Source organism: Pseudomonas sp. VI4.1 (genome assembly GCF_002029345.1).
Classification (GTDB): Bacteria; Pseudomonadota; Gammaproteobacteria; order Pseudomonadales; family Pseudomonadaceae; genus Aquipseudomonas.
The window spans coordinates 84,627-108,566 of record NZ_MULM01000169.1; the positions used below are offsets into that span (position 1 = coordinate 84,627).

24 protein-coding genes, 1 other RNA gene and 1 pseudogene are annotated in these 23,940 nt (G+C 60.4%); 15 read left to right on the forward strand and 11 right to left on the reverse strand.

Translation table 11 applies throughout. The annotated features are described in order from the left end of the window. Window positions 1-209: 209 nt before the first annotated feature. From BZ163_RS22080 to BZ163_RS22100, 5 genes are all read left to right on the forward strand, one after another. On the forward strand, window positions 210-917 hold the full coding sequence (locus BZ163_RS22080) for a FadR/GntR family transcriptional regulator (RefSeq protein ID WP_128872581.1): 708 nt from the start codon (window positions 210-212) through the stop codon (window positions 915-917). Window positions 918-1,040: 123 nt separating this feature from the next. Then, on the forward strand, window positions 1,041-1,370 hold the full coding sequence (trxA, locus tag BZ163_RS22085) for a thioredoxin TrxA (protein WP_007899382.1): 330 nt from the start codon (window positions 1,041-1,043) through the stop codon (window positions 1,368-1,370). A 248-nt stretch (window positions 1,371-1,618) separates the two neighbouring features. After that, window positions 1,619-2,878 (forward strand): transcription termination factor Rho, encoded by a 1,260-nt coding sequence (rho, locus tag BZ163_RS22090; protein WP_007942421.1) that lies wholly within the window; start codon window positions 1,619-1,621, stop codon window positions 2,876-2,878. A 139-nt stretch (window positions 2,879-3,017) separates the two neighbouring features. After that, on the forward strand, window positions 3,018-4,484 hold the full coding sequence (ubiD, locus tag BZ163_RS22095; RefSeq protein WP_128872582.1) for a 4-hydroxy-3-polyprenylbenzoate decarboxylase: 1,467 nt from the start codon (window positions 3,018-3,020) through the stop codon (window positions 4,482-4,484). Continuing rightward, window positions 4,484-5,452: a CDP-6-deoxy-delta-3,4-glucoseen reductase gene (locus BZ163_RS22100; protein WP_128872583.1), complete on the forward strand. Its 969-nt coding sequence runs from the start codon at window positions 4,484-4,486 to the stop codon at window positions 5,450-5,452. Before ubiD ends, BZ163_RS22100 begins: the two co-directional genes overlap by 1 nt. A gap of 14 nt (window positions 5,453-5,466) precedes the next feature. On the opposite strand, the gene BZ163_RS22105 is transcribed toward BZ163_RS22100, so the two are convergent. Next, a complete protein-coding gene (locus tag BZ163_RS22105) occupies window positions 5,467-5,949 on the reverse strand; it encodes a sn-glycerol-3-phosphate transporter (protein WP_128872584.1) in 483 nt (160 codons plus the stop codon). A 339-nt stretch (window positions 5,950-6,288) separates the two neighbouring features. Between BZ163_RS22105 and BZ163_RS22110 the strand changes: the two genes are divergently transcribed. After that, window positions 6,289-6,957, forward strand: coding sequence for a gamma-glutamylcyclotransferase (locus BZ163_RS22110; RefSeq protein ID WP_128872585.1), 669 nt, complete (start codon window positions 6,289-6,291; stop codon window positions 6,955-6,957). Here BZ163_RS22110 and glpT read toward each other — a convergent pair. Next, window positions 6,933-8,282, reverse strand: a complete 1,350-nt coding sequence (gene glpT, locus BZ163_RS22115) for a glycerol-3-phosphate transporter (RefSeq protein WP_128872586.1) — start codon at window positions 8,280-8,282, stop codon at window positions 6,933-6,935. The genes BZ163_RS22110 and glpT overlap by 25 nt on opposite strands. A 323-nt stretch (window positions 8,283-8,605) precedes the next feature. Between glpT and BZ163_RS22120 the strand changes: the two genes are divergently transcribed. Next, on the forward strand, window positions 8,606-9,220 hold the full coding sequence (locus tag BZ163_RS22120; RefSeq protein ID WP_128872587.1) for an energy transducer TonB: 615 nt from the start codon (window positions 8,606-8,608) through the stop codon (window positions 9,218-9,220). Window positions 9,221-9,282: 62 nt separating this feature from the next. On the opposite strand, the gene BZ163_RS22125 is transcribed toward BZ163_RS22120, so the two are convergent. Continuing rightward, window positions 9,283-10,260 (reverse strand): NADPH:quinone oxidoreductase family protein, encoded by a 978-nt coding sequence (locus BZ163_RS22125; protein WP_128872588.1) that lies wholly within the window; start codon window positions 10,258-10,260, stop codon window positions 9,283-9,285. A 150-nt stretch (window positions 10,261-10,410) separates the two neighbouring features. On the opposite strand from BZ163_RS22125, the gene BZ163_RS22130 reads away from it, so the two are divergent. Continuing rightward, window positions 10,411-10,818, forward strand: coding sequence for a flagellar basal body-associated protein FliL (locus BZ163_RS22130; RefSeq protein ID WP_128872589.1), 408 nt, complete (start codon window positions 10,411-10,413; stop codon window positions 10,816-10,818). Between the two features lie 38 nt (window positions 10,819-10,856). On the opposite strand, the gene BZ163_RS22135 is transcribed toward BZ163_RS22130, so the two are convergent. The 4 genes from BZ163_RS22135 to BZ163_RS22150 all read right to left on the reverse strand — a co-directional run bounded on the left by BZ163_RS22135 (window position 10,857) and on the right by BZ163_RS22150 (window position 16,239). Beyond that, a complete protein-coding gene (locus tag BZ163_RS22135) occupies window positions 10,857-11,975 on the reverse strand; it encodes an ABC transporter permease (protein ID WP_128872590.1) in 1,119 nt (372 codons plus the stop codon). Continuing rightward, window positions 11,975-14,698 carry a ribosome-associated ATPase/putative transporter RbbA gene (rbbA, locus tag BZ163_RS22140; RefSeq protein ID WP_128872591.1) on the reverse strand — a complete coding sequence of 908 codons (2,724 nt, stop codon included), beginning with the start codon at window positions 14,696-14,698 and terminating at the stop codon, window positions 11,975-11,977. Before rbbA ends, BZ163_RS22135 begins: the two co-directional genes overlap by 1 nt. After that, complete coding sequence (locus BZ163_RS22145) at window positions 14,695-15,660, reverse strand: HlyD family secretion protein (RefSeq protein ID WP_128872592.1); 966 nt, start codon at window positions 15,658-15,660, stop codon at window positions 14,695-14,697. Before BZ163_RS22145 ends, rbbA begins: the two co-directional genes overlap by 4 nt. A gap of 129 nt (window positions 15,661-15,789) precedes the next feature. Beyond that, window positions 15,790-16,239 carry an EVE domain-containing protein gene (locus BZ163_RS22150; RefSeq protein WP_128872593.1) on the reverse strand — a complete coding sequence of 150 codons (450 nt, stop codon included), beginning with the start codon at window positions 16,237-16,239 and terminating at the stop codon, window positions 15,790-15,792. 194 nt (window positions 16,240-16,433) lie between these two features. Here BZ163_RS22150 and BZ163_RS34925 point away from each other — a divergent pair, with 194 nt between their 5' ends. After that, window positions 16,434-16,598: a hypothetical protein gene (locus BZ163_RS34925; RefSeq protein WP_168187393.1), complete on the forward strand. Its 165-nt coding sequence runs from the start codon at window positions 16,434-16,436 to the stop codon at window positions 16,596-16,598. A gap of 35 nt (window positions 16,599-16,633) precedes the next feature. On the opposite strand, the gene BZ163_RS22155 is transcribed toward BZ163_RS34925, so the two are convergent. The 4 genes from BZ163_RS22155 to BZ163_RS22170 all read right to left on the reverse strand — a co-directional run bounded on the left by BZ163_RS22155 (window position 16,634) and on the right by BZ163_RS22170 (window position 18,058). After that, window positions 16,634-17,239, reverse strand: a complete 606-nt coding sequence (locus BZ163_RS22155; RefSeq protein ID WP_128872594.1) for a 5-formyltetrahydrofolate cyclo-ligase — start codon at window positions 17,237-17,239, stop codon at window positions 16,634-16,636. Window positions 17,240-17,325: 86 nt separating this feature from the next. After that, window positions 17,326-17,504, reverse strand: a non-coding RNA gene (gene ssrS, locus BZ163_RS22160) — 6S RNA. 30 nt (window positions 17,505-17,534) lie between these two features. Continuing rightward, the gene (locus BZ163_RS22165) at window positions 17,535-17,852 is read right to left on the reverse strand and encodes a cell division protein ZapA (protein ID WP_007942435.1); all 318 of its coding nucleotides are present in this window, start codon (window positions 17,850-17,852) and stop codon (window positions 17,535-17,537) included. Next, window positions 17,849-18,058, reverse strand: coding sequence for a TIGR02449 family protein (locus tag BZ163_RS22170; protein ID WP_128872595.1), 210 nt, complete (start codon window positions 18,056-18,058; stop codon window positions 17,849-17,851). The genes BZ163_RS22165 and BZ163_RS22170 overlap by 4 nt, the downstream gene beginning before the upstream one ends. Before the next feature lie 209 nt (window positions 18,059-18,267). On the opposite strand from BZ163_RS22170, the gene BZ163_RS22180 reads away from it, so the two are divergent. The 6 genes and pseudogenes from BZ163_RS22180 to BZ163_RS22205 all read left to right on the forward strand — a co-directional run bounded on the left by BZ163_RS22180 (window position 18,268) and on the right by BZ163_RS22205 (window position 23,913). Next, entirely contained in the window at window positions 18,268-18,825 is a 558-nt protein-coding gene (locus BZ163_RS22180; protein WP_128872597.1) for a YecA family protein, read from the forward strand. 27 nt (window positions 18,826-18,852) lie between these two features. After that, complete coding sequence (gene pepP / locus BZ163_RS22185) at window positions 18,853-20,187, forward strand: Xaa-Pro aminopeptidase (RefSeq protein WP_128872598.1); 1,335 nt, start codon at window positions 18,853-18,855, stop codon at window positions 20,185-20,187. Beyond that, entirely contained in the window at window positions 20,184-21,371 is a 1,188-nt protein-coding gene (gene ubiH, locus BZ163_RS22190) for a 2-octaprenyl-6-methoxyphenyl hydroxylase (RefSeq protein ID WP_128872599.1), read from the forward strand. Before pepP ends, ubiH begins: the two co-directional genes overlap by 4 nt. Window position 21,372: 1 nt before the next feature. After that, window positions 21,373-21,471, forward strand: a pseudogene (locus BZ163_RS35205) (tetrameric acyl-CoA thioesterase); the annotation flags it as partial. 9 nt (window positions 21,472-21,480) lie between these two features. Next, window positions 21,481-22,698, forward strand: coding sequence for a 2-octaprenyl-3-methyl-6-methoxy-1,4-benzoquinol hydroxylase (locus BZ163_RS22200; protein WP_168187394.1), 1,218 nt, complete (start codon window positions 21,481-21,483; stop codon window positions 22,696-22,698). A 156-nt stretch (window positions 22,699-22,854) separates the two neighbouring features. After that, on the forward strand, window positions 22,855-23,913 hold the full coding sequence (locus BZ163_RS22205; protein WP_256579087.1) for an extracellular solute-binding protein: 1,059 nt from the start codon (window positions 22,855-22,857) through the stop codon (window positions 23,911-23,913). The last annotated feature ends 27 nt before the right edge of the window (window positions 23,914-23,940 follow it).

Genomic DNA, 23,940 nt, shown 5'->3' on the forward strand with positions numbered 1-23,940 from the left:
GCACGGGGCGTGCCAAGAGTGGACTCAAGGGGTGCCAGGCCGCGGTTTTACTGGGCTTGCTCGGTCTTACTGGTCTGAACAGTTGTGGCGTCTTCCGCACCCTCCTGGCGCATTGGTGAAAGGCGGCGAACCCCCATGGGGCACGACTTGCCGGGCGTCGCGAATAGCTTTACAACTAACCGCTCATTCGCCTGGTTCGTCTGAAAACCATGAACTCGATCTCCCAAGCCGTACCTGAAGTGGCGCTGCAAGCCATCCGCAAACTGATCGCCGAACAAGGTTTCGGACCGGGGGACGCGTTGCCCTCGCAACGGGACCTGGCGCTGCAATTGGGGGTCAGTCGGGCGTCGCTGCGCGAGGCATTGTCGTCCTTGAGTGCCCTGGGAGTGATCAGCATCCAGCCGGGCAAAGGTGTGTTCGTGCAGTCACCGGTGGATTTGCCGCGAGGCGACGCGGCGCTGAGTTGGCCATTTGCGGCGCAAGCCTCGCCGCTGGATATATTCCAGTTGCGCTATGCCCTGGAAGGCTTTGCGGCCGGCTTGGCGGCGGTGACCCTGAGCACTCACGAGCTCGATGCCCTGGACGATAATGTCGCCGCCATGCGCATCGACCTGAAGGCCGGCGATTTCGAGGCAGCGGCGCGGCTGGATTTCGAATTTCACCGGCGCATCCTGCTGGCCAGCGGCAATCACGCGATGCTGAGCATCCTGACCGCCAGCGCCGAGATCTTCCTGGAAAGCCAAAAGCTACCGTTCATCCGGGCCGAACGGGCCATGGAAACCTGGCAGGAGCACCGTAAAATCCTCCGCGCACTGGCCCGGCGGGCGTCCGGCGCCGCGCAGAAGGCCATGCAAGAGCATGTGCGAAACGCGGCCCTGCGCACTGGAATTGCCTTCGTCGCTCCCGCCACCTCGTGACTTGAGCTATACCCAAACTCATGGACCACCATAGCGAGACTCAATCAACTGCGGCTTCCTGAACAGGGGAAGGGCAGCTATGATGGGCCACGTTTTTTTATTGCTTACAACCCGGAGACATCCATGAGCAGCGATCTTATCAAGCACGTCACCGACGCTAACTTCGAAGAAGAAGTACTGAAGGCTGCTGGCCCTGTGCTTGTTGACTACTGGGCTGAGTGGTGCGGCCCTTGCAAAATGATCGCCCCGGTACTGGACGAGATCGCTGGCACCTACGCTGGCAAGCTGACCGTTGCCAAACTGAACATCGACGAAAACCAGGAAACCCCGGCCAAGCATGGCGTGCGCGGGATCCCGACACTGATGCTGTTCAAGAACGGCAACGTCGAAGCGACCAAGGTCGGCGCACTGTCGAAGTCGCAACTGGCGGCTTTCCTCGACGCCAACATCTAAGCGTCGTCGTAAAGTGTCCGAAAAAAGGCCCCGCACTTCGCGGGGCTTTTTCGTTATAGAGGGCTAGACGCTCCGAAACTCAGGTGGTACATTCGGCCCCGCACTGGTTTCTCCATTGCCCCCTGCTAGCCGTCGCCGACGCACTCCTTTTCGAATTAGTACGCGATCCTGTCGCCTTCTCTGCGGCGCGGCCTCATTAAGCCAAAAGCTTAATTTCCCCCCTCCATAAATGATTACGTCATTCCTATATGAATCTGACTGAACTCAAGCAAAAGCCGATTACCGAACTGCTCGAATTGGCCGAACAGATGGGCATAGAAAATATGGCCCGTTCGCGCAAGCAGGACGTGATTTTCTCCCTGCTCAAAAAGCACGCGAAAAGCGGCGAGGAAATCTCCGGTGATGGCGTGCTGGAGATTCTCCAGGACGGCTTCGGCTTCCTGCGCTCCGCTGACGCTTCCTATCTCGCCGGCCCAGACGATATCTACGTCTCGCCGAGCCAGATCCGTCGCTTCAACTTGCGCACCGGTGACACCATCGTTGGCAAGATCCGCCCTCCAAAGGAAGGCGAGCGTTATTTCGCACTGCTCAAGGTCGATACGATCAACTACGATCGTCCCGAGAACGCGAAAAACAAGATTCTCTTCGAGAACCTGACCCCGCTGTTCCCGACCGTGCGCATGAAGATGGAAGCCGGCAACGGTTCCACCGAAGACCTGACCGGTCGTGTCATCGACCTGTGCGCCCCGATCGGCAAAGGCCAGCGCGGTCTGATCGTTGCACCGCCGAAAGCCGGTAAGACCATCATGCTGCAGAACATCGCGGCGAACATCGCACGTAACAATCCTGAAGTTCATCTGATCGTATTGCTGATCGACGAACGTCCGGAAGAAGTGACCGAAATGCAGCGCACCGTGCGCGGCGAAGTGGTTGCCTCGACGTTCGACGAGCCGCCAACCCGCCACGTGCAGGTTGCCGAAATGGTGATCGAGAAGGCCAAGCGCCTGGTCGAACACAAGAAAGACGTGGTGATCCTGCTCGACTCCATCACCCGTCTGGCTCGCGCCTACAACACCGTGATCCCGAGCTCCGGCAAAGTGCTCACCGGTGGTGTCGATGCCCACGCCCTGGAGAAACCGAAACGTTTCTTCGGTGCCGCGCGGAACATCGAAGAAGGCGGTTCGCTGACCATCATCGCCACCGCGCTGGTTGAAACCGGCTCGAAGATGGACGAAGTGATCTACGAAGAATTCAAAGGCACGGGTAACATGGAACTGCCGCTGGATCGTCGTATCGCTGAAAAACGTGTGTTCCCTGCGATCAACATCAACCGTTCCGGCACCCGCCGCGAAGAGTTGCTGACGGCCGACGACGAGTTGCAACGCATGTGGATCCTGCGCAAGCTGTTGCACCCGATGGACGAAATCGCCGCCATCGAGTTCCTGGTCGACAAGTTGAAAACGACCAAGACCAACGATGAGTTCTTCCTGTCGATGAAACGCAAGTAAGTCGAACGGGCCAAGAAGCCGGGGAAACCCGGCTTTTTGCTATCTGATTTTTGATCAATCGCCAGTTCGTGGTTCTGAATAGAGGGGTTCGGCGCTAAACTGCCACCCCCGAACGGCACGGCCAACACGAGGCTCACGCATGCAGTATCGCGACTTGCGCGACTTTATCAGCGGTCTGGAAAAGCGCGGCGAACTCAAGCGCATCCAGGTTCCGGTGTCCCCAGTGCTCGAAATGACCGAGGTCTGCGACCGCACCTTGCGTGCCAAAGGTCCGGCCCTGCTTTTCGAAAAGCCCACGGGCTATGACATCCCGGTGCTCGGCAACCTGTTCGGCACCCCCGAGCGCGTGGCGCTGGGCATGGGCGCGGAGGCGGTCAGCGAGTTGCGCGAGATCGGCAAGTTGCTGGCGTTCCTCAAGGAACCCGAGCCACCAAAAGGCCTGAAGGATGCGTGGTCCAAGCTGCCGATCTTCCGCAAGGTCATCGCCATGGCGCCGAAAGTCGTCAAGGACGCTATCTGCCAGGAAGTGGTCATCGAAGGCGACGACGTCGACCTGGCGATGCTGCCGGTGCAGACCTGCTGGCCTGGCGATGTCGGCCCGCTGATCACCTGGGGCCTGACCGTCACCAAAGGTCCGAACAAGGATCGGCAGAACCTGGGCATTTACCGGCAGCAAGTGATCGGCCGCAACAAGGTCATCATGCGCTGGCTCAGTCACCGTGGCGGTGCGCTGGATTACCGCGAGTGGTGCGAGAAGCATCCGGGCCAGCCGTTTCCGGTATCCGTGGCCCTGGGTGCCGACCCGGCGACCATTCTCGGTGCCGTGACGCCGGTGCCGGACAGCCTCTCCGAATACGCCTTTGCCGGGCTGCTGCGCGGCAATCGCACCGAGCTGGTGAAGTGCCGTGGCAATGACCTGCAAGTGCCGGCCACTGCCGAGATCATCCTCGAAGGTGTGATCCATCCGGGCGAAATGGCCGACGAAGGTCCCTACGGCGACCACACCGGTTACTACAACGAAGTCGACAGCTTCCCGGTGTTCACCGTCGAGCGCATCACGCACCGGATCAAGCCGATTTACCACAGCACCTACACCGGCCGTCCGCCGGATGAGCCGGCGATCCTCGGCGTGGCGTTGAATGAAGTGTTCGTGCCGATCCTGCAGAAGCAGTTCCCGGAGATCACCGACTTCTATCTGCCGCCCGAAGGCTGCTCGTACCGCATGGCCATCGTGACGATGAAGAAGTCGTATCCCGGCCATGCCAAGCGGGTAATGCTCGGAGTCTGGTCGTTTTTGCGACAGTTCATGTACACCAAGTTCGTTATCGTCACGGATGACGACATCAATGCTCGGGACTGGAACGACGTGATCTGGGCCATCACCACGCGCATGGACCCCAAGCGCGACACGGTGATGATCGACAACACGCCGATCGACTACCTCGACTTCGCCTCGCCGGTGTCCGGCCTGGGCTCGAAAATGGGCCTGGATGCCACGCATAAATGGCCGGGCGAAACCACCCGCGAGTGGGGCCGGGTGATCGTCAAGGACGAGGCCGTGACCCAGCGGATCGATGCCATCTGGAATCAGTTAGGAATAGATTGATGCGTGTAACCTTGCAGCCTTCCGGAGCAGTGCTTGAGATTCTGCCCGGCGAGCGGATTCTCGATGGCGCGCGGCGCCTGGGCTATGAATGCCCGCAAAGCTGTCGCAACGGCAATTGCCACGTGTGTGCCGCACTGCTGGTCGAAGGGCGGGTCGAACAGACCGGCAGTGTGCGCGATCATGGCGAGTTCTACACTTGCATAGCAGAGCCGCTGGAAGACTGCATCGTGCTGTGGGATGGCGTGCTCGCGCTGGGAGAATTGCCGGTGCGCAGCTTGTCGTGTCAGGTCATTGAATGCAGGGACGTCGGCGGCGATACCTTTCGCGTGCGTCTGCGGGCACCGGCCGGCAAACCGCCGCGCTATCACGCCGGCCAGTACCTGATGATCGAGCGCGAGAATGGCGAGAAATCGGCGTTCTCCCTGGCCTCGGCCCCCCATGGCGGGCGCGATCTGGAAATTCACGTATTGGCCCGCGAAAGCAGTGCGCTGAGCCTGATCGACCAACTGCAGCGCAATTCGATGGTGCGGATCGAGATGCCGTTCGGCGATACCCATCTGGCGGAATTGCCGGAGGGGCCGCTGGTGCTGATCGCCGCGGGTACCGGCATGGGGCAGATTCATAGCCTGATCGAACATTGCCGGGCCGCGGGTTTCAAGCACCCGGTGCATCTGTATTGGGGCGTGCGTCGTCCTGAAGATTTTTATGCCATCGAACATTGGGACGAATGGCTGCAACTGCCCAATCTGTTCCTGCATCAAGTCGTCAGCGATCAATGCGGCTGGCAGGGGCGCTGCGGCATGTTGCATGAAGCCGTGTGCGAAGACTTTGCAGATCTCAAATCCCTGCATGTGTACGCCAGCGGCTCTCCGGCGATGGTCTACGGCACGCTGGACGCCCTGGTCGAAGCAGGAATGGATGCCCACCAGATGCGCGCCGATGTGTTCGCTTACGCGCCACGTTCCTGAATGCCCCGGGCTGCCTAAAAGCGCAGCCCGGTGGTTATCATCGCGGCATTGGTGCCCAGCAGTACGACCTCGGCACCGATCGGCCCGTAATGCACCCCTACGGATGGAATGATCACCGGCGCTATCCCCAAGTGATTGAGTGGTACTTTTTTCCGATGTTCGCCTTTGTAGCCTTGGAGTAACCCGCCGGAGAGTTTCAGGTAAACCGGATAGTCGGAACGCTGATAACGCTTGCCCGCATACGCATAATACGAGCGCTGGCGGTACGAATTGCGAAACGTTGTCGCGCCAAATATCGCCCCAGAGGCCAGGTTGCGTTCCAGACCCAGCAGATTCTGTTGGTTATTGTGCTCAGGGGACGGCGAATAGTGCCGTGTATGCATACTGGTCTGCGCATACCAGAAGCCCTTGTCTGCGGTTTGTGTGGCGGTATCCAGAGCCAATGCGTGACTGGTCTGGATCAGCAAGAACAGGCCGTACATCCATGAATGCTTCATTCTGACTCCCGGGAGGCGGCTAAGCGAGCGCCTCGGTGGAAGCTGTTATACGTGGGCGGTCCCGTCGCTAACCAGATGATTAATCTGGCAACTCGGTAGGAAATTTCTTGTAAATTTGAAGTACAGATGCCTGCCGAAAGCTTATCCTTATTTCATTCTGATATTTAAAATATTCCTTAAATGGGATTAGGCTATATGGATGAAGGCTGATTAATCGATTGAAGCGATATTCGAAGATATACAACCCTTAGTACTTTTTGTTTTAGATTTACTGCTATAACTTCTAATAGGTCGAAGTTTTTACATTTTGTAACTCCGTGAGGACGAACACCTGATCCCATGAGCGCTATTGAAACTGCATTGTTGAATTCGCCTTATCCGCCGCGGCTCGATCTGGGACCGCAGCTTACGCACGAACAATTGCTCACCTCGATGCAGTCGACCATGGCGCGCCATAAAGGCGGGCCGGTCTGGCTGTTCGCTTATGGTTCGCTGATCTGGCGACCTGAGTGCCCGGCGGTGGAGCGAGTGCGCGGCCGGGTGCATGGCTATCATCGCGGTTTATATCTGTGGTCCCACGAACATCGCGGCACGCCGGAAGTGCCGGGCCTGGTGTTCGGCCTGGATCGCGGCGGTTCTTGCAGCGGCTTCGCCTATCGTCTGCCCGAAGATCAACTCGAGGCTTCGCTGTATTCCCTTTGGCAGCGCGAGATGCCGTTCCCGTCCTATCGCCCGCACTGGCTCAACTGCCGTCTTGAAGATGGCAGCCAGGTTCAGGCGCTGGGATTCGTACTGGAGCGGCACCTGCCCAGCTATGCCGGCAACTTGCCGGATCATGTGCTGAGCCATGTGTTCGAAAACGCTTGCGGGCGCTACGGCACAACCCGCGATTATGTCGAGCAGACCGCCAGCGCCCTGCGTAGCCACGCCATGCCAGACCGGAATCTGGAGGCGCGGCTCAAGCGCTGCAAATCAGCGGCCGATCAGGCGAGTGCTTCGCGGCTCTGACTGGCGACTTGTTTGTGCCACAGGGTCGGGGCGAGGAAGGCCATCGCCAGCAGGCACGCGCCGATCAGCAAGACGAAACCGCCGTCCCAGCCGAAGTGGTCCACGGTGTAGCCCATGGCTGCACTGGCCGCGACCGAACCCCCCAGATAACCAAACAGCCCGGTAAAGCCCGCCGCAGTACCGGCGGCTTTCTTCGGTGCGAGTTCCAGCGCTTGCAGGCCGATCAACATCACCGGGCCGTAGATCAGAAAGCCGATTGAAACCAGGGCGATCATGTCGACGGTCGGGTTGCCCGCCGGGTTGAGCCAGTACACCAGGGTCGCCACGGTGACCAGCGCCATGAACACCATACCGGTCAGGCCACGGTTGCCGCGGAAGATCTTGTCCGACATCCAGCCGCACAGCAGCGTGCCTGGAATACCCGCCCACTCGTAGAAAAAATACGCCCACGAGGTTTTATCCACGGTGAAGCCTTTCGCTTCCTTGAGGTAGGTCGGTGCCCAGTCCAGTACGCCGTAGCGCAACAGGTAGACGAAGACGTTAGCCAAGGCGATGTACCAGAGCATTTTGTTGCGCAGCACGTATTTGACGAAGATTTCCTTGGCGCTGAATTCTTCTTCGTGGCTGGCGTCGTAGCCTTCCGGGTAGTCGTTCTTGTACTTCTCGATCGGCGGCAGGCCCACCGATTGCGGGGTGTCACGCATGGTCACGAAGGCAAACACCGCCACCGCCATGGCGACCGCCGCCGGCACGTAAAACGCCGCGCGCCAGTCATTGAACAGGCCCATGCCGAGCAGGAACAACGGACCGATCAGGCCACCGCCAACGTTATGCGCCACGTTCCATAACGACACTACGCCACCGCGTTCCTTCTGCGACCACCAGTGCACCATCGTCCGCCCGCTCGGCGGCCAGCCCATGCCTTGGGCCCAGCCGTTGATGAAGAGCAGGATGAACATGATGGTCACGCTGGACGTCGCCCAGGGCGCAAAGCCGAAAATGAACATCACCCCGGCCGATACCAGCAGGCCGAAGGGCAGGAAGAAACGCGGATTGGAGCGGTCGGACACGATGCCCATCAAGAATTTGGACAGGCCGTAGGCGATGGCAATCGCCGACAACGCCAGGCCCAGCTCACCACGGGTATAGCCCTCCTCGATCAGGTAGGGCATGGCCAGGGAGAAGTTTTTGCGCAGCAGGTAATAACCGGCGTAGCCGATAAAAATCCCGGCGAAGATCTGCCAGCGAAGGCGACGGTAGGTGTTGTCTATTTTTTCTTCAGGCAATGGAGCCTGATGTGCGGCAGGACGAAAGAAAGCAAACATTCAAAAGCTCCAGATTTCTTGTTTTGACTGCGGATGCGAATGTTACAGTTTCGTTACCGAAAATAGCACCGCTTCTCAGTGGTCAAACAGCGGAAATTATGGCGGCCGCATGTTCTCTTACGAACATGTCGCTCAGACGTAAGTGAAGGACGTTGTAGGAAGGATTACCACTTCCATCCTTTGCGCCTCATCTGTCCGGATGAGTACTGGTTTTTGGGAAGCGTCCTTCGTTCAAAGGAGAGGTTGCGACGTTCTGTTTCAGGTCGCTGCTGCGTAAGCTTTGCAAGGGAGTTTTAGTGATTCGATCATGGAGGGGAGGGGTTATGCGGTGGTTTGCGTTTGTGCTGTTGCTGGGTTTATCGGCAGATATCAGGGCAGGGGAGTTCTTTCTGATACCGGAAAACAACCCCAAGCCGATTTATCCTCCAGCGCTTCTGAGGGCTGGCATAACCGGCAATGTCCGAGTCGAGTTCATCGCCAATGCCGATGGTTCGGTGAGCAAGGTGAGAATCCTGGAAAGCGATCATCCTGACCTGGCCGAAGCGAGCAGGGTTGCGATAGAGCAGTGGCGGTTCAGGCCTTGGACGGTTGATAAAGACAAGCCTGCGAAGCAGGAAATTATCGCTCCACTGGTATTCCGCCTGGATCTCGATTCGCCGATCCACGCCAACCAGTGGCTCAAGAAATTGAAATGTCGCGACGTCAACGAGCAACTGCTCAATGTACCGGAGTCTGCGTGGGTGGATGCCGCGCCGTTTCATTACACCCGGGCGTATCTGTCAAACGTGTTTCACGTTACCCAATTGCCGAAGGAACAGCGCCTGGAATGGATCGCCAAGCTAAATAAGCGTGTGCCAAACATTGTTAGAAGTTGCCGCAGCGGCCCGGTGCTTAAATACATGAGTTTGCTGCCGGAGGAGATTCGGCAACTGTTGTAGCGTCCGGCTCGTCATGAGGCGGTCTGGATAATTCATTCGAGGTCCAGACCGCTCCACGGGGTTCAGCGAACCTGTACCACCACCTTGCCAACCGCCTTGCGCTGACCCAGATCATTGATCGCCTGCGCCGCATTGCCCAATGGATACACCTGCGACACTAGCGGCTTCAGCTTGCCCTCGGCAAACCAGCCAAACAATTGCTGGAAGTTTGCCGCGTTGTCCTGAGGCTGGCGCTGGGCAAACGAGCCCCAGAACACGCCGACCACGGCTGCACCTTTGAGCAGCGCCAGGTTAACCGGCAGTTCCGGAATGCGGCCGCTGGCGAAACCGACCACCAGCAGGCGCCCGTTCCAGGCGATGGCGCGGATGGCCTGGTCGAACAGGTCGCCGCCGACCGGATCGTAGATCACGTCGGCGCCCTGGCCGTCGGTCAGGCGCTTGATTTCGTCCTTGAGGCTGGTTTCGCTGTAGTTGATCAACTCGTCGGCGCCGGCCGCCTTGGCCACGGCGAGTTTTTCCGCGCTGCTGGCGGCAGCGATCACCCGGGCGCCCATGGCTTTGCCGATTTCCACCGCTGCCAGGCCGACTCCGCCGGAAGCGCCGAGCACCAGCAGGGTTTCACCCGGCTGCAGATGGCCCCGTTGCTTGAGCGCGTGCATCGAGGTGCCATAAGTCATGCTGAAGGCGGCGGCGGTGTTGAAGTCCATGGACGGCGGGATCGGCATTGCGTTATAGCCCGGCACCGCCACTTCTTCGGCAAAGCTGCCCCAGCCGGTCAGGGCCATGACCCGGTCGCCGACCTTCAGGTGGCTGACTTTTTCGCCCACCGCACGGATCACGCCCGCCGCTTCGCCACCGGGGGAAAAGGGGAAGGGCGGCTTGAACTGGTATTTGCCCTCGATGATCAGCGTGTCGGGGAAATTCACCCCCGCGGCGTGCACTTCCAGCAGGATTTCATTCTTCTTCGCGACAGGGCTGGCGACGTCTTCCAGCACCAGCGATTCGGCAGGGCCGAAGGCTTTGCACAGCACGGCTTTCATCAGGGCTATTCCTTTGGGAGTGATGGCCGATAAGTGTAGGTGTGTGAATTGAAGGGTCAACGAGCATGCCCCGCCCTTATAGGCCGCTATAAGCTTGTGCTGGCGCGGCGGGTCGATATGCTAGGCCGCAAACCGGATAAGGAGCGAAGTGTGAAAGCGTGGATCATGTTGTTGCTGGCCCTGTCTCTACCCGTGGCAGCGGTGGCCGAAGAAGCCAAGGAAGGTGAAGCGCCGAAGGTCAATTACATCACCTTGAGCCCGCCGTTCGTGGGTAACTATGGGCTGGACGGTACGCCGAAGCTCAAGGTCTACAAGGCTGATGTGGCGTTGCGGGTGACCGGGGACGAGGCGACCAAGCTGGTGAAGGCCAATGAACCGCTGATTCGTAATCAGTTGGTGGGGTTGTTTGCGCAGCAGAGCACCGAGGCGATGAACAATGTCGAGGCCAAGGAGAAGCTGCGTCAGGAGGCCCTGAAGCAGACCCGACAAGTGATGAGCGATGAGACCGGCAAGCCGGTGGTCGAGGATTTGTTGTTCAACAACCTCATCATTCAGTAAGTTTTTCGCTGTTCCGGCGAAGGGGGCGACGCGGTCTGTCAGGACGCCAGGCTCTTGCGAAACCGCATCAGCGCAATGGTAAAAAACAGCAGGCCGATGGTGCTCAATGCCAGCAAATCCGGCCACACCACACTGATGCCGGCGTCGCGAAACAGTATCGCGGCGCTGAGGCTGACGAAGTGAGTCGATGGCGAGCACTGCATCACCCATTGCAGCCATTGCGGCATGCTGTCGAGTGGCGTACTGCCGCCTGATAGCAGCAACATCGGGATAATCACCGGAATCGCCAACAGGCCGAACTGCGGTGTCGAGCGGGCGAGGGTCGCGAGGAATATTCCCAGCGCCGTGCTGGCGAACAGATAAACCGCTGTCACCAGCAAAAATAAGGTCATGGAGCCGGCCAGCGGCACGCCGAGCGCGCCTTTGACTATCACTTCCAGCGACACCCAGGTGCAGAGCACCACCACCAGCATATTGCTCCAGATTTTTGCCAGCATGATCTCCAGCGCCGTCAGCGGCAGCACCAGCAAATGGTCGAGGGTGCCGTGTTCGCGCTCACGCAGCAGCGCTGTGCCGGTCAGGATGATGGCGAGGATGGTGATGTTGTTGACGATCTGAATCACCGCCAGGAACCAGCCACCCTCCAGGTTGATATTGAACAGCGCTCGCGTCGTCAGCAGCGCGGGGGGCTTGCTCGCCGCATCGTCCTGGCCGCTGTAGGTCAGCAGCTCGCGCTGGAAAATCCGTCCGATGTAACCCGCGCCCATGAAGGCCTGGCTCATGGCCGTGGCGTCGACGTTGACCTGCACCGCCGGTTGGCGGCCGGCCAACAGATCCGCCTGAAAATTTGCCGGAACATTGATCACGAAGGTGTATCGCCCGCTGTCCAGCACTTCGTCCATTTGTTCATAGGGCAGCGACACCGGCGGCTGGAATTCCGGTGGTTGCAGGGCTTGGGCCAGTTGTCGTGACAGGTGGCTGTGATCTTCATCGACCATGGCCACACTGGCGTTGTGCACGCCGATCACGGAGCCCGCGGCCGGCATGTAGATCGCCACGGTAAAGGCGTAGAACAGGAACAGCAGCAACACGCTGTCGTGTCGCAGGCTCGTGAGTTCCTTGAGGCCAAGGCGCAGGATGTGCGCAAGCTTGTGCATCAGACCTCCTGCTTTTTCAGCATGGCCAGGCTAAGCCCGGTGAACGCGAGAAAGAATCCGAACAGTGCCAGGCATTGCGGCCACAACTGCCGGATATCCAGCGCCTTGGTAAAGGTGCCGACGGCGATGTCGAGGAAGTAGCCCGCCGGAAACAGCATCCCCATGACTGCGGCCGCGCCATCAAGGGACGAGCGCGGCACAATCAAGCCGGAAAACTGAATGGTCGGCAGACTGGTGATGATCATGGTACCGAGGATGGCGGCAATCTGGGTTCGGGTGAATGCTGAAATCAACAGACCCATGCTGGTGGTCGCCAGCACGTAGAGCAGCCCGCCGAAGGCCAGGGTCAGTGCGCTGCCCTTGAAGGGCACGCCGAACAGCCAGCGATTCATGGCCGTCAGGACGGCGAGGTTGATCAGGCTGACGGCCAGATACGGCACCTGTTTACCTAACAGGAACTCCAGGCGGGTCAGCGGTGTAGCGTAGAAGTTGGTGATCGAGCCTAACTCCTTCTCCCGCACGATGCCCAGGGCAGTCAGCATGGCCGGGATGAACGCCAGGATCAGCGCCATCACCCCGGGACCGATGGCGTTGACGCTGATGACGTCCTGGTTGTAGCGGAAGCGGGTTTCCAGTTTGGCCGATGCTTGCCGGTTCAGCGCCGGGCTGGACTGCTCGGCCAATTGCTCCAGGTTGGCCAGGTGGACCGCTTCCACATAGTTGCGGCTGGTTTCGGCGCGAAACGGCATGCCGCCATCGAGCCAGGCCGCCACCGTGGGTTGGCGGCCGGCGAACAGGTCTCGGCCGAATCCAGGCGGGACCTCCAGCGCCAGTTTGATTTCCGAGCGTTGTAATCGTCGATGCAACTGCGCCGCATCACTTATGGAGGGTTGCTCATCGAAGTAACGGGAGCCGCGGAAGGCTTCCAGATAAGCGCGGCTTTGCGGGGTCTGGTCCTGGTCGTAAACCGCGAAGGCGAGTTTTTCCACATCCAGGGAAATGCCGTAGCCGAAGATCACCATCATGAGAATCGCCCCGAGCAGGGCGAAGGCCATGCGCACTTTATCGCGCAGCAGCTCCTTGCTTTCACGACTCGCCAGTGCCCGCAGTCGTCCAAAACTGAAGCCGTGATCTTTCATCGGTGTGATCGGTACGAGCGTCGCGTCGACGGACGCTGGCGACGGCGCCGTTGCGATCGGGCCCTGGGCCTGTTCCAGACAGGTGACGAACGCCGCCTCCAGTGTCTGGCCCTTGAACTGCTGTTGCAGGGCTGCCGGGGTGTCGCAGGCCAATACCTTGCCGGCGTGCATCAATGAGATGCGGTCGCAGCGCTGGGCTTCGTTCATGAAATGGGTGGACAGGAAAATCGTCACGCCCTGTTCGCGGGACAGTTCGATCAGCAGCCGCCAGAAATCGTCTCGGGCCGCCGGGTCGACACCGGAAGTCGGTTCGTCAAGGATCAGCACTTCCGGGCGATGCAGCACCGCCACCGCCAGGGACAAGCGTTGGCGCAGGCCAAGCGGCAACGCACCGGACGGCTGATGAGCAACGCTGCCCAGGTTGAAACGCTGGATCAGCTCGTCGATGCGCTGAGCGCTGTCGGCCTTGGGCAAATCGAACAGTCGCGCGTGCAAGTCCAGGTTCTGCCGGACGCTGAGTTCGCCATACAAAGAGAAACTCTGGGACATGAAACCAACGCGTTTGCGGGTGGCCAGATCCTTGGCGTTCACCGGATTGCCCAGCAACGTGGCACGGCCTTCGCTGGCCGGAATAAGCCCGGTGAGCACTTTCATGGTGGTGGTTTTGCCGCAGCCGTTGGAGCCCAGAAACCCGAAGATTTCGCCGCGGCCGATGGCGAAGCTGACCTTGTCCACAGCCGTGAAATCGCCGAAGCGCAGGGTCAGGTCATGGGCTTCGATGGCGATGTCGGTTGTGGCATTGGTTCGAGGAGGGATCAGTAGCGGCTGGTTGTCATGACCGGTGTCGCCCTGAAAGTGGGTGAAGGCTTCATCAAGTTTGCCACCAGGAGTAACCGTCTCCAGTTCGCGGGTCAAACCGGCGGCGATCAGCTTGCCGTCATCGAGCATCAGGCAGTGTTCGAACTGCTCGGCCTCTTCCATGTACGCGGTGGCGACCAGTAGCGTCAGTTGCGGGCGTTGGCGCCGAACGTCATCAATCAACTCCCAGAAGCGCCGCCGGGACAATGGATCGACGCCAGTGGTCGGTTCATCGAGGATCAATAGGTCCGGTTCATGGATCAGCGCACAACAGAGGCCGAGCTTCTGTTTCATCCCGCCCGATAGCTTGCCGGCTGGGCGCTCGGCAAACCGCAGTAGATCAGTGGCAAGCAACAGGCTCTGCATGCGCTGATCGCACTCCGCCCCCGACAGCCCGAACAGTGTGGCGAAGAAGTGAATGTTCTCGCGGATCGAGAGATCAGGGTACAGGTTGCCGCCCAGGCCTTGAGGCATGAACGCGATACGCGAGTAGAGGCTGTTGCGGTGGCGCCGGTCCTGGATCGAGCCACCGAGCACTTCCAGTTGGCCGTCTTGTAATGTCTTCACGCCGGCGATCAATCCCAGCAGGCTGGATTTACCGGCGCCATCCGGACCAATCAACCCGCACCGGGTACCGGCGGGCAGGCTGAATGTGATGTCGGTCAGCGCCTGCTGTTGACCATAACGGTGCTGAAGGCGGGTGGCATGCAGTGCCAGGCCGGTCATTGAAGATTGGCCGGCCAGTCAATAGGAGCGGTGCGCACATAACCATTACCGGGCATCCCCGGTTTGGCCTGGGGCACGGCGCTGGGTTGGGTCAGGTGCAGCTTGACCCGAAACACCAGTTTCTGACGCTCGTCACGGGTCTCGACTTCTTTGGGCGTGAACTGCGATTTGGCCGCCACGAAGCTGATTTTTGCCGGCAACGGCTGACCGGGGAGGGCGTCCACCAAGATCCGCGCTTCATCGCCGACCGCCAGGCGTCCGGCCACGGATGCCGCAAGATAGAGGTTCATGTATTGGTCGTTCGGGTCAATCAGCAGCAGTACCCGCCCACCGGCGCCCAGCACTTCACCGGGTTCGGCCATGCGAAGCTGAATCACTCCGTCGATGGGGGCCCGAAGGCTGCTGTCGTCAATTTCGCTGGTTAACTGAGCGACTTCTGCCTGCGCTGCGCCAATGCCTGCTCCGACCGCGGACACTTGAGCGCGGGCCGCGGCGACGGCCGCGTTGCCAGTGTCGAAGCGCGACTGCTGCTGGTCGATGATCTGGCCACTGGCGAAACCGCGCTTGAACAGTTCCTGGGAGCGTTTGAGCTCTTGATGGGCAAGCAGTTGCTCACTCTGGCGCAGTTGCACATTGGCCTGGGCGGCGGAGAGGTTTTCCCGGGCGCGTATTACTTCGGCTTCAGCCTGCCTGCGCTGGGCTTCAAGGGTGCGGGTGTCCATGCGGGCCAGCAGTTGACCTTTGGTTACTTTGTCGCCTTCGTCCACCAGTACTTCAGCCAGCCGGCCGGGTGTCTTGCTGGCGATCTGCACTTCAGTGGCTTCAAGCCGACCATTGCCGACATACAACCCTTCGGGCAGTCGGTTAAGCGTCGACTTCCAGTAACCGAATCCCCCGGCGGCCAGGAGCAAAGCCCCCAGTAAAAAAGCGAAGAAAAGCGAAGAACGGCTGTGCGTCGACATGTAGGCATCCTGCATCTGTAGCGCCGTAGTCTGACAGGCACGCGCCTGAGCGACTTGATGTCCGTCAACTGAGGGTCAAACCTGACCGATCGGTGAAGTAAGCCAGAGTGACGGGCGGTCCTGCCTTATTTAGCGCAGACCAAGCACCGCCGTCCATTGCTCAGCGGTGACGGGCATCACTGACAGTCGCGAGCCTTTCTGCACCAGTGGCATCTCGGCCAGCGCCGTCTGCTGCTTCAGATAATCCAGCTTCAACACCTTGGAAAACGTCTCCACATGCGCAACATCAATCGCGCTCCAGGCGTTTTTCTCTGCCGTGGCCTTCGGATCGAAGTAATGACTCTCCGGCTCCAGCGCCGTCGGGTCCGGGTACGCGGCTTCGACAATCTTGCCGATTCCGGCAATGCCCGGTTCGGGGCAGCTGGAGTGGTAAAAGAAAAACTCGTCGCCCACCGCCATGGCCCGCAGGAAATTACGTGCCTGGTAGTTGCGAACCCCGTCCCAGCGCGCTTTGCCGAGCTTCTCCAGATCCTTGATCGAGAGTTCGTCGGGCTCGGATTTCATCAGCCAATAGGCCATGGTTTTGCTCCTTGCGAGGTAAGTGGGCAAGTTGTCCGGCAATTTTATGACAAACCGACGGTCGGTTGACGCCAGCGTTTGCGTGTCGGTTCACGTTGTCGCAGAATGCCGCCCTTCTTAGCTAGACGCTGCTGCACGGCCTACAACGGATACCGCTGCTGTCATCGTGTTGATGTGCCTTTGGGAGGCAATCGATGAAACGCAAACCGGATTTACTATGGATTTTGGTGATTTTGTTCGGCCTCGGCGTGGTGACCACCGGCTATGCCCAAAGCCTGTGGAACAATGCTCCTGATGCACCGATCGAGATCGCGCAGCAACAGCAACTGCAACAACAGTCGTCAGCCTTCAAGCGCTGAAGCTGTCCTGCCGACGCCGCTGATCGCAGTGGCGTCTAGCCTGCGTAATACCAGGCCTTGTCCGTAACCGTTCCCTGTAACGGCACATCCCAGCTGGCCTGAGCCAACCGTTCCACCTTCTGACATTCATGGGCCAGGCCCAATAACGTCGGCTTGCGCCAGTTTTTGCGTCGCGCCAGGTACGCCAGGCTGCGATCGTAGAAGCCGCCGCCCATGCCCAGGCGTCCGCCGACATCGTCAAACCCGACCAATGGCAGCAGCACCAGGTCCAGCGCCCAGACTTTGCGTTGTCGGGCGAGGTTATGCCGGGGTTCGAGAATGCGGAAACGATTGGGTTTGAGCTTTTCGCCAGGGCGAACTCGCTGGAACACCATTTTGGTGCGCGGCCAGGCACTGAGCACTGGCAGATAAGTGGCCTTGCCTCGGCGTTGCGCGGCACGCAGCAGCACCCGCGGATCGATTTCACCGTCGGTAGGCAGGTACAGCGAGATGTGTCTGGCGCGCCGGAACAAAGGCTGTTGGGCCAGTTGCTTGTACAGCCCGCGAGCAGCCTGGCGCTGTTGACCGGGGGTCAATGCGCGGCGGGCCTTGCGCAGCATGCGTCGAAGTTGCGGGCGGGGCAGCAGCGCAGGTTCGGTCATGTATTCCGGCTTCGGCAGGGCGAGTACGTAAAGCGTACCCGTAAAAAAGCCGATGCCGGTATTTGAACCGGCATCGGGCTGGAATCAGGCTCCCCGGATGAACCGCTGCTGACTTAGCCCTTGAACCCGAAAGTTCAAGGTGGAAGATGCAGTAGGCTTTAAGGCTTTCCGTCTAGCGGACATGCACACCAGCCCAACGTGCAACCTCCAGGGTAGTGCGAATCGGCTCAGGGACGTGGTCAACTGGCAAGCACCCCAGGGAGTGATGCGAGTATACCTCAAGCGGTGAGACGAATCAGCCCTTGGTGACATCCGGATCGGTGGCGAGCACCAGATCGACACGATCCAGCAGGTCGCGAACCTGCTCCCGGGTCGAGCCGCTGGCCTGCACATCCGGTCGTTCTTCCTTGTGCAGGAGATCGTGGGTGATGTTCAGCGCGGCCATCACGGCGATGCGATCGGCGCCGATGACTTTGCCGCTGCTGCGGATTTCGCGCATCTTGCCGTCCAGGTAGCGGGCGGCGCTCACCAGGTTGCTGCGCTCTTCCTGGGGGCAAATGATCGAATATTCTTTATCGAGGATTTGCACGGTAACGCTATTGCTTGAACTCATGAGTCTTGCTCCAGGGCCTTGAGGCGCGAAATCATCGATTCGACCTTACGCCGGGCGATTTCATTTTTTTCAATGAGGTGCGCGCGTTCCTCGCGCCAGGTCTTTTCCTGAGCTAATAGGAGTCCGTTTTGACTCTTTAGTTGCTCGACTCGGCTAATTAGCAGCTCGAGCCTGGCCATCAGCGCTTGCAGGTCGTTGTCTTCCATTGTCTTCACTGTCTGATGGGTGTGGGGCTTGCAGAAGCGAGCTTGCTCCGGGCGGCGATCCGACGATGAGTCCGAAAACGCCGCGGGGTGTCAGGTACCCAGCGTTATCGTTGGCGACCTTCGCGAGCAAGCTCGCTCCTACAGGGGTAGTCGATGTAGGATACAAGGCCTTCATTCTAGACATAGCGCCGTCTGGCGCCTAGCTGCCCATGCCCATTCAGAATTCTCCGTACCAAGCCTTCGCCACACTGCTGTCAACCAGCGGCCATCCTGCCTCGCCTGCCGAATTGCATGGCCTGCTGCTCGGCCGCAGTTGCGGCGGTGCCGGGTTCGAAGCCGACAGCTGGTTGGCCGATGCCGCCGAGTTGCTCGAAGGCGAACCGCAAGACAACGTTCGCAATGCCCTGATCGGCCTGCAAGAGATGGTCAAGGGCGAGCTGACCAGCGACGACATGACCGTTGTCCTGCTGCTGCCGTCCGACGACGCCCCGCTCACCGAGCGTGCGGCCGCACTGGGCCAATGGTGCCAGGGCTTCCTGACCGGCTTCGGTCTGACCTATCGCGACAACGCCCTGAGCCCTGAAGCCACCGAAGTGCTGCAGGATCTGGCGGCCATCGCCCAGGTGCAAGACGCCCTGGAAGAGTCCGACGACGGCGAGAGCGATTACATGGAAGTCATGGAATACCTGCGCGTCGCGCCGCTGCTGCTGTTCACCGAGACCAAAAAGCCGGACGCACCGGCTGCTGCCAAACCGTCGTTGCACTAATCGCGAGCCAGGAATAGCCATCTGCCCATGATTCATATCCCGAAATCGGAATACAGCCGTCGCCGCAAGGCCCTGATGGCGCAGATGGTACCCAACAGCATCGCCATCCTGCCCGCCGCCGCGGTAGCCATCCGCAACCGCGACGTCGAGCACGTCTACCGTCAGGACAGCGATTTCCAGTACCTCAGCGGTTTCCCCGAGCCGCAGGCCGTCATTGTGCTGATGCCCGGTCGCGAACATGGCGAATACGTATTGTTCTGCCGTGAGCGCAATGCCGAACGAGAGTTGTGGGACGGCCTGCGTGCCGGCCAGGAAGGCGCGATCCGCGACTTCGGCGCCGACGACGCCTTTCCCATCACCGACATCGACGACATTCTGCCGGGCCTGATCGAAGGGCGCGACCGGGTGTATTCGGCCATGGGCAGCAACCCGGAATTCGATCGGCACCTGATGGACTGGATCAACGTGATCCGCTCTAAAGCGCACCTCGGTGCCCAGCCGCCGAACGAATTCATTGCCCTGGATCATCTGCTGCACGACATGCGCCTGTATAAATCGGCGGCAGAAGTGAAGGTGATGCGCGAGGCCGCTCGAATTTCCGCCCAGGCCCACATCCGCGCGATGCAGGCCAGCCGGGCCGGGCTACATGAGTTCAGCCTCGAAGCCGAGCTCGATTACGAGTTCCGCAAGGGCGGGGCGAAAATGCCGGCCTACGGTTCGATCGTCGCCTCGGGGCGCAACAGTTGCATCCTGCATTACCAGCAGAATGATGCGGTGCTCAAGGACGGTGACCTGGTGCTGATCGATGCCGGCTGCGAGATCGATTGCTACGCCAGCGACATCACCCGCACCTGGCCGGTCAATGGCAAGTATTCACCCGAGCAGAAGGCGATCTACGAGTTGGTGCTGGCGGCTCAGGAAGCCGCCTTTGCCGAGATCGCCCCGGACAAACACTGGAACCAGGCTCACGAAGCCACGGTGCGGGTAATTACCGCCGGGCTGGTGAAGCTGGGCCTGTTGCAAGGTGACGTCGATGAATTGATCGCCGGCGAAGCCCATAAGGCGTTTTACATGCACCGCGCCGGTCACTGGTTGGGCATGGATGTGCACGACGTCGGCGAGTACAAGGTCGGCGGCGAATGGCGCGTGCTGGAAGTCGGCATGGCGCTGACCGTGGAACCGGGCATCTACATTGCCCCGGACAACCAGAACGTAGCGAAAAAATGGCGCGGCATTGGCGTGCGCATCGAGGACGATGTAGTGGTCACCAAAACCGGCTGTGAAATCCTGACCCATGGCGTGCCGAAAACGGTCGCCGAGATCGAGGCCTTGATGGCCGCCGCGCGGACACACGCGGCATGAGTCGAGTCAATCTGGCAATCATCGGTGGCGGCCTGGTCGGCGCCAGCCTGGCGTTGGCCTTGCAGGCCGGGGCCAAGGCCCGTGGCTGGAAGATCGTGCTGATCGAACCCTTCGCTCCGGGCGACACCTACCAGCCGAGCTACGATGCGCGTTCTTCGGCGCTGTCGTACGGCGCTCGGCAGATTTATCAACGGCTGGGCGCGTGGCAGGAAATTTCCCGTCGGGCCGAGCCGATCAAGCAGATCCACGTCTCCGACCGTGGACGTTTCTCCACCGCGCGCCTGTCGGCGATGGAAGAGGGCGTACCGGCGCTGGGCTATGTGGTGGAAAACGCCTGGCTCGGCCAATGCCTCTGGCAAGGCCTGGACAAGGACGTGATCAGCTGGCGGTGTCCGGCGGAGGTCACGCGCATGGAGCCGTTGACCGATGGCTATCGCCTGGTCCTCAACGATGAAACCACCCTGGAATGCGACCTTGCGGTGCTCGCTGATGGCGGCCGTTCCGGTCTGCGCGAGCAATTGGGCATCGGCATCAAGACCCGTCCCTACAACCAGAGCGCGTTGATCGCCAACGTCACGCCGAGTGAAGCGCACAACGGCACGGCCTTCGAGCGCTTCACCGATGAGGGGCCGATGGCGTTGTTGCCATTGCCGGACAACCGCTGCGCGTTGATCTGGACCCGTCTGGGCATGGACGCGCAACGGCTGGCGGCGCTTGATGAGCGAAGTTTCCTCAGCGAGTTGCAGGGTGTGTTCGGTTATCGTCTCGGGACCTTGAAGCAGGTCGGGGTACGGCATCTGTATCCGCTGTCTTTGATCGAGGCCGAAGAGCAGGTGCGTCCGCATCTGGCGATTCTGGGCAATGCCGCTCACAGCCTGCACCCGATCGCAGGGCAAGGTTTCAATTTGTCCCTGCGCGATGCCCAGGCATTGGCCGATGCGCTGCTGGGCAGCGAAAACCCGCCCGGCGACTTCGCCACCCTGCAAGCCTACCGCGAACGCCAGCGTCTGGATCAGAGCCTGACCGTGGGCTTCTCCGATCAGGTCACCCGCCTGTTCGGCAGCACCCAGCCGCTGGTTTCCCTGGGCCGCAATATCGGCCTGCTCGGTCTCGATCTGCTGCCACCGGCCAAGCGCTGGTTCGCGCGGCAGGCCATGGGGCTGGGTACGCGCCCCGATGTTTAAGCAGTTGCAACTCGATATTCACGACGGCTGCGGCACTCTGGTGGCGCGGGCCGAGAAAACCCTTTACGTGCGGCTCAAGCCGCAAGCGAGACAGGCTTAAAGCATGGAAATGCGCGCAGATCTGCTGATTGTCGGGGCCGGAATGGTCGGCAGCGCCCTGGCGCTGGCGTTGCAGGACAGCGGGCTGGAAGTCTTGCTGCTGGATGGCAGCCCGATGACCGTCAAACCCTTTGACGCACAGGCTCCGTTCGAGCCGCGGGTGAGTGCGCTGTCGATCGCCAGCCAGCGGATTCTCGATCGCCTGGGCGTCTGGGATGGCATCGTCGATCGGCGCAGCAGTCCCTACACCGATATGCATGTCTGGGACGGCAGCGGTACCGGACAGATCCATTTCTCGGCGACCAGCGTGCATGCCGAGGTACTCGGGCATATCGTCGAGAACCGCGTGGTGCAGGATGCCTTGCTCGACCGTTTGCACGACTGCGATCTGGGGATGCTGGCCAATGCGCGTCTGGAGCAGATGCGCCGCTCCGGCGACGACTGGCTGCTGACCCTGGCCGATGGCCGCACCTTGCGCGCGCCGTTGGTCATTGCCGCCGATGGTGCCAACTCGGCAGTGCGGCGCCTGGCCGGCGTGGCGACCCGTGAGTGGGATTACCTGCACCACGCGATCGTGACCAGCGTGCGCAGCACCGAACCTCATCGAATGACCGCCTGGCAGCGTTTCACCGATGACGGTCCATTGGCCTTTCTGCCGCTGGAGCGTGACGGCCGGCAGGACTGGTGTTCGATCGTCTGGTCGACCACGCCGAGCGAAGCAGAACGCCTGATGGCGCTGGACGACGCCGGTTTCTGCAAGGAACTGGAGCGCGCCTTCGAAGGTCGGCTGGGTACCGTGCTCAGCGCCGATCCGCGCCTGTGCGTGCCGCTGCGTCAGCGCCATGCCAAGCGCTACGTGGCTGAAGGCCTGGCGTTGATCGGCGATGCGGCTCACACCATTCATCCTTTGGCCGGGCAGGGGGTGAACCTCGGTTTCCTCGATGCCGCCGTGCTGGCCGAGGTGCTGTTGCAGGCGGCTGGCCGTGGCGAGCGATTGGCGGATGTGAAAGTGCTCAGTCGTTACGAGCGTCGGCGCATGCCGCATAACCTGGCGTTGATGGCGGCGATGGAAGGCTTTGAACGGTTATTCCAGGCTGACCCGCTGCCGGTGCGCTGGTTGCGTAATGCCGGGTTGAAAATGGTTGATCAGATGCCGGAGGCCAAGGCGTTGTTTGTGCGTGAGGCATTGGGGTTGATTGGGGATCTGCCGGCGCTGGCCAAGGCCTGACATCTTAATCGATGCTGATGGCCCCTTCGCGGGCACATCCACCACACATTCCAAACTGTGCAACATCTGGTAACTCCTCTACCAACTGTTCGATTGAGAAGGCAAATGTGTGTCCTTATCATTTAGACTCATTTTTTCAATCGAGAGATCGCGCCCATGTTGGCACCCAAGCGTCTACTGACCGCACTGGCCCTGACCCTGATCGGCAGCACCCTTGCCCAGGCCGCCGACGAGGTGGTGGTCTACTCCTCGCGAATCGATGAGCTGATCAAGCCGGTATTCGATGCGTACACCGCAAAAACCGGCGTGCAGGTGAAGTTCATCACCGACAAGGAAGCGCCGCTGATGCAGCGGATCAAGGCCGAGGGCGAGAACGCCACCGCCGACCTGCTGCTGACCGTCGATGCCGGCAACCTGTGGCAGGCCGAGCAGATGGGCATCCTGCAACCCTTCACCTCGAAAACCATCGACGCCAACATCCCGCTGCAGTATCGCTCCTCCGCCCATGCCTGGACCGGCCTGAGCCTGCGGGCGCGGACCATCGCCTACTCCACCGATCGCGTGAAGCCCGGCGAGCTGACCACCTACGAAGGCCTGGCCGACAAGAATTGGGAAGGTCGCCTGTGCCTGCGCACGGCGAAGAAGGTCTACAACCAGTCCCTGACCGCCACCATGATCGAAGTCCACGGTGCCGAAAAAACCGAGAAGATCCTCAAGGGCTGGGTCAACAACCTGTCCACCGACGTGTTCTCCGATGACGTTGCGGTGCTGGAAGCGATCAACGCGGGCCAGTGTGACGTCGGCATCGTCAACACCTACTACTACGGCCGCCTGCACAAGCAGAAGCCTGACCTGGCGGTGAAGCTGTTCTGGCCAAACCAGGGCGACCGTGGCGTGCACGTCAACCTGTCGGGCATCGGCCTGACCAAACATGCTCCGCACCCGGAAGCGGCCAAGGCCCTGGTCGAGTGGATGACCACGCCTGAAGCGCAGAAGATCTTCGCCGACGTGAACCAGGAATTCCCGGCCAATCCTGCCGTGCAACCCTCCGCTGAAGTGGCGAGCTGGGGCAAGTTCGTCGCCGATACCTTGCCGGTGGAAATTGCCGGCAAGCGTCAGGCTGAAGCGATTCGCATGATGGATCGGGCAGCTGGAACTGAGTTTTTAACGTTAAAGATCAAAAGATCGCAGCCTTCGGCAGCTCCTACAGGGTGAACACCCTCCCAATGTAGGAGCCGCCGG

Excerpts from the sequence above, each read along its gene's own strand:
- BZ163_RS22200 (WP_168187394.1), top strand. The coding sequence starts at position 21,481 with ATGCGCGCAGATCTGCTGATTGTCGGGGCCGGAATGGTCGGCAGCGCC.
- BZ163_RS22145 (WP_128872592.1), bottom strand. The coding sequence starts at position 15,660 with ATGTCGACGCACAGCCGTTCTTCGCTTTTCTTCGCTTTTTTACTGGGG.
- pepP (WP_128872598.1), top strand. The coding sequence starts at position 18,853 with ATGATTCATATCCCGAAATCGGAATACAGCCGTCGCCGCAAGGCCCTG.
- BZ163_RS22120 (WP_128872587.1), top strand. The coding sequence starts at position 8,606 with ATGCGGTGGTTTGCGTTTGTGCTGTTGCTGGGTTTATCGGCAGATATC.
- BZ163_RS34925 (WP_168187393.1), top strand. The coding sequence starts at position 16,434 with ATGAAACGCAAACCGGATTTACTATGGATTTTGGTGATTTTGTTCGGC.
- BZ163_RS22135 (WP_128872590.1), bottom strand. The coding sequence starts at position 11,975 with ATGCACAAGCTTGCGCACATCCTGCGCCTTGGCCTCAAGGAACTCACG.
- BZ163_RS22170 (WP_128872595.1), bottom strand. The coding sequence starts at position 18,058 with ATGGAAGACAACGACCTGCAAGCGCTGATGGCCAGGCTCGAGCTGCTA.
- BZ163_RS22100 (WP_128872583.1), top strand. The coding sequence starts at position 4,484 with ATGCGTGTAACCTTGCAGCCTTCCGGAGCAGTGCTTGAGATTCTGCCC.
- BZ163_RS22150 (WP_128872593.1), bottom strand. The coding sequence starts at position 16,239 with ATGGCCTATTGGCTGATGAAATCCGAGCCCGACGAACTCTCGATCAAG.
- ubiD (WP_128872582.1), top strand. The coding sequence starts at position 3,018 with ATGCAGTATCGCGACTTGCGCGACTTTATCAGCGGTCTGGAAAAGCGC.
- BZ163_RS22155 (WP_128872594.1), bottom strand. The coding sequence starts at position 17,239 with ATGACCGAACCTGCGCTGCTGCCCCGCCCGCAACTTCGACGCATGCTG.
- BZ163_RS22205 (WP_256579087.1), top strand. The coding sequence starts at position 22,855 with ATGTTGGCACCCAAGCGTCTACTGACCGCACTGGCCCTGACCCTGATC.
- BZ163_RS22110 (WP_128872585.1), top strand. The coding sequence starts at position 6,289 with ATGAGCGCTATTGAAACTGCATTGTTGAATTCGCCTTATCCGCCGCGG.
- ubiH (WP_128872599.1), top strand. The coding sequence starts at position 20,184 with ATGAGTCGAGTCAATCTGGCAATCATCGGTGGCGGCCTGGTCGGCGCC.
- BZ163_RS22080 (WP_128872581.1), top strand. The coding sequence starts at position 210 with ATGAACTCGATCTCCCAAGCCGTACCTGAAGTGGCGCTGCAAGCCATC.
- BZ163_RS22105 (WP_128872584.1), bottom strand. The coding sequence starts at position 5,949 with ATGAAGCATTCATGGATGTACGGCCTGTTCTTGCTGATCCAGACCAGT.
- rho (WP_007942421.1), top strand. The coding sequence starts at position 1,619 with ATGAATCTGACTGAACTCAAGCAAAAGCCGATTACCGAACTGCTCGAA.
- BZ163_RS22125 (WP_128872588.1), bottom strand. The coding sequence starts at position 10,260 with ATGAAAGCCGTGCTGTGCAAAGCCTTCGGCCCTGCCGAATCGCTGGTG.
- BZ163_RS22180 (WP_128872597.1), top strand. The coding sequence starts at position 18,268 with ATGCCCATTCAGAATTCTCCGTACCAAGCCTTCGCCACACTGCTGTCA.
- BZ163_RS22165 (WP_007942435.1), bottom strand. The coding sequence starts at position 17,852 with ATGAGTTCAAGCAATAGCGTTACCGTGCAAATCCTCGATAAAGAATAT.
- rbbA (WP_128872591.1), bottom strand. The coding sequence starts at position 14,698 with ATGACCGGCCTGGCACTGCATGCCACCCGCCTTCAGCACCGTTATGGT.
- trxA (WP_007899382.1), top strand. The coding sequence starts at position 1,041 with ATGAGCAGCGATCTTATCAAGCACGTCACCGACGCTAACTTCGAAGAA.
- glpT (WP_128872586.1), bottom strand. The coding sequence starts at position 8,282 with ATGTTTGCTTTCTTTCGTCCTGCCGCACATCAGGCTCCATTGCCTGAA.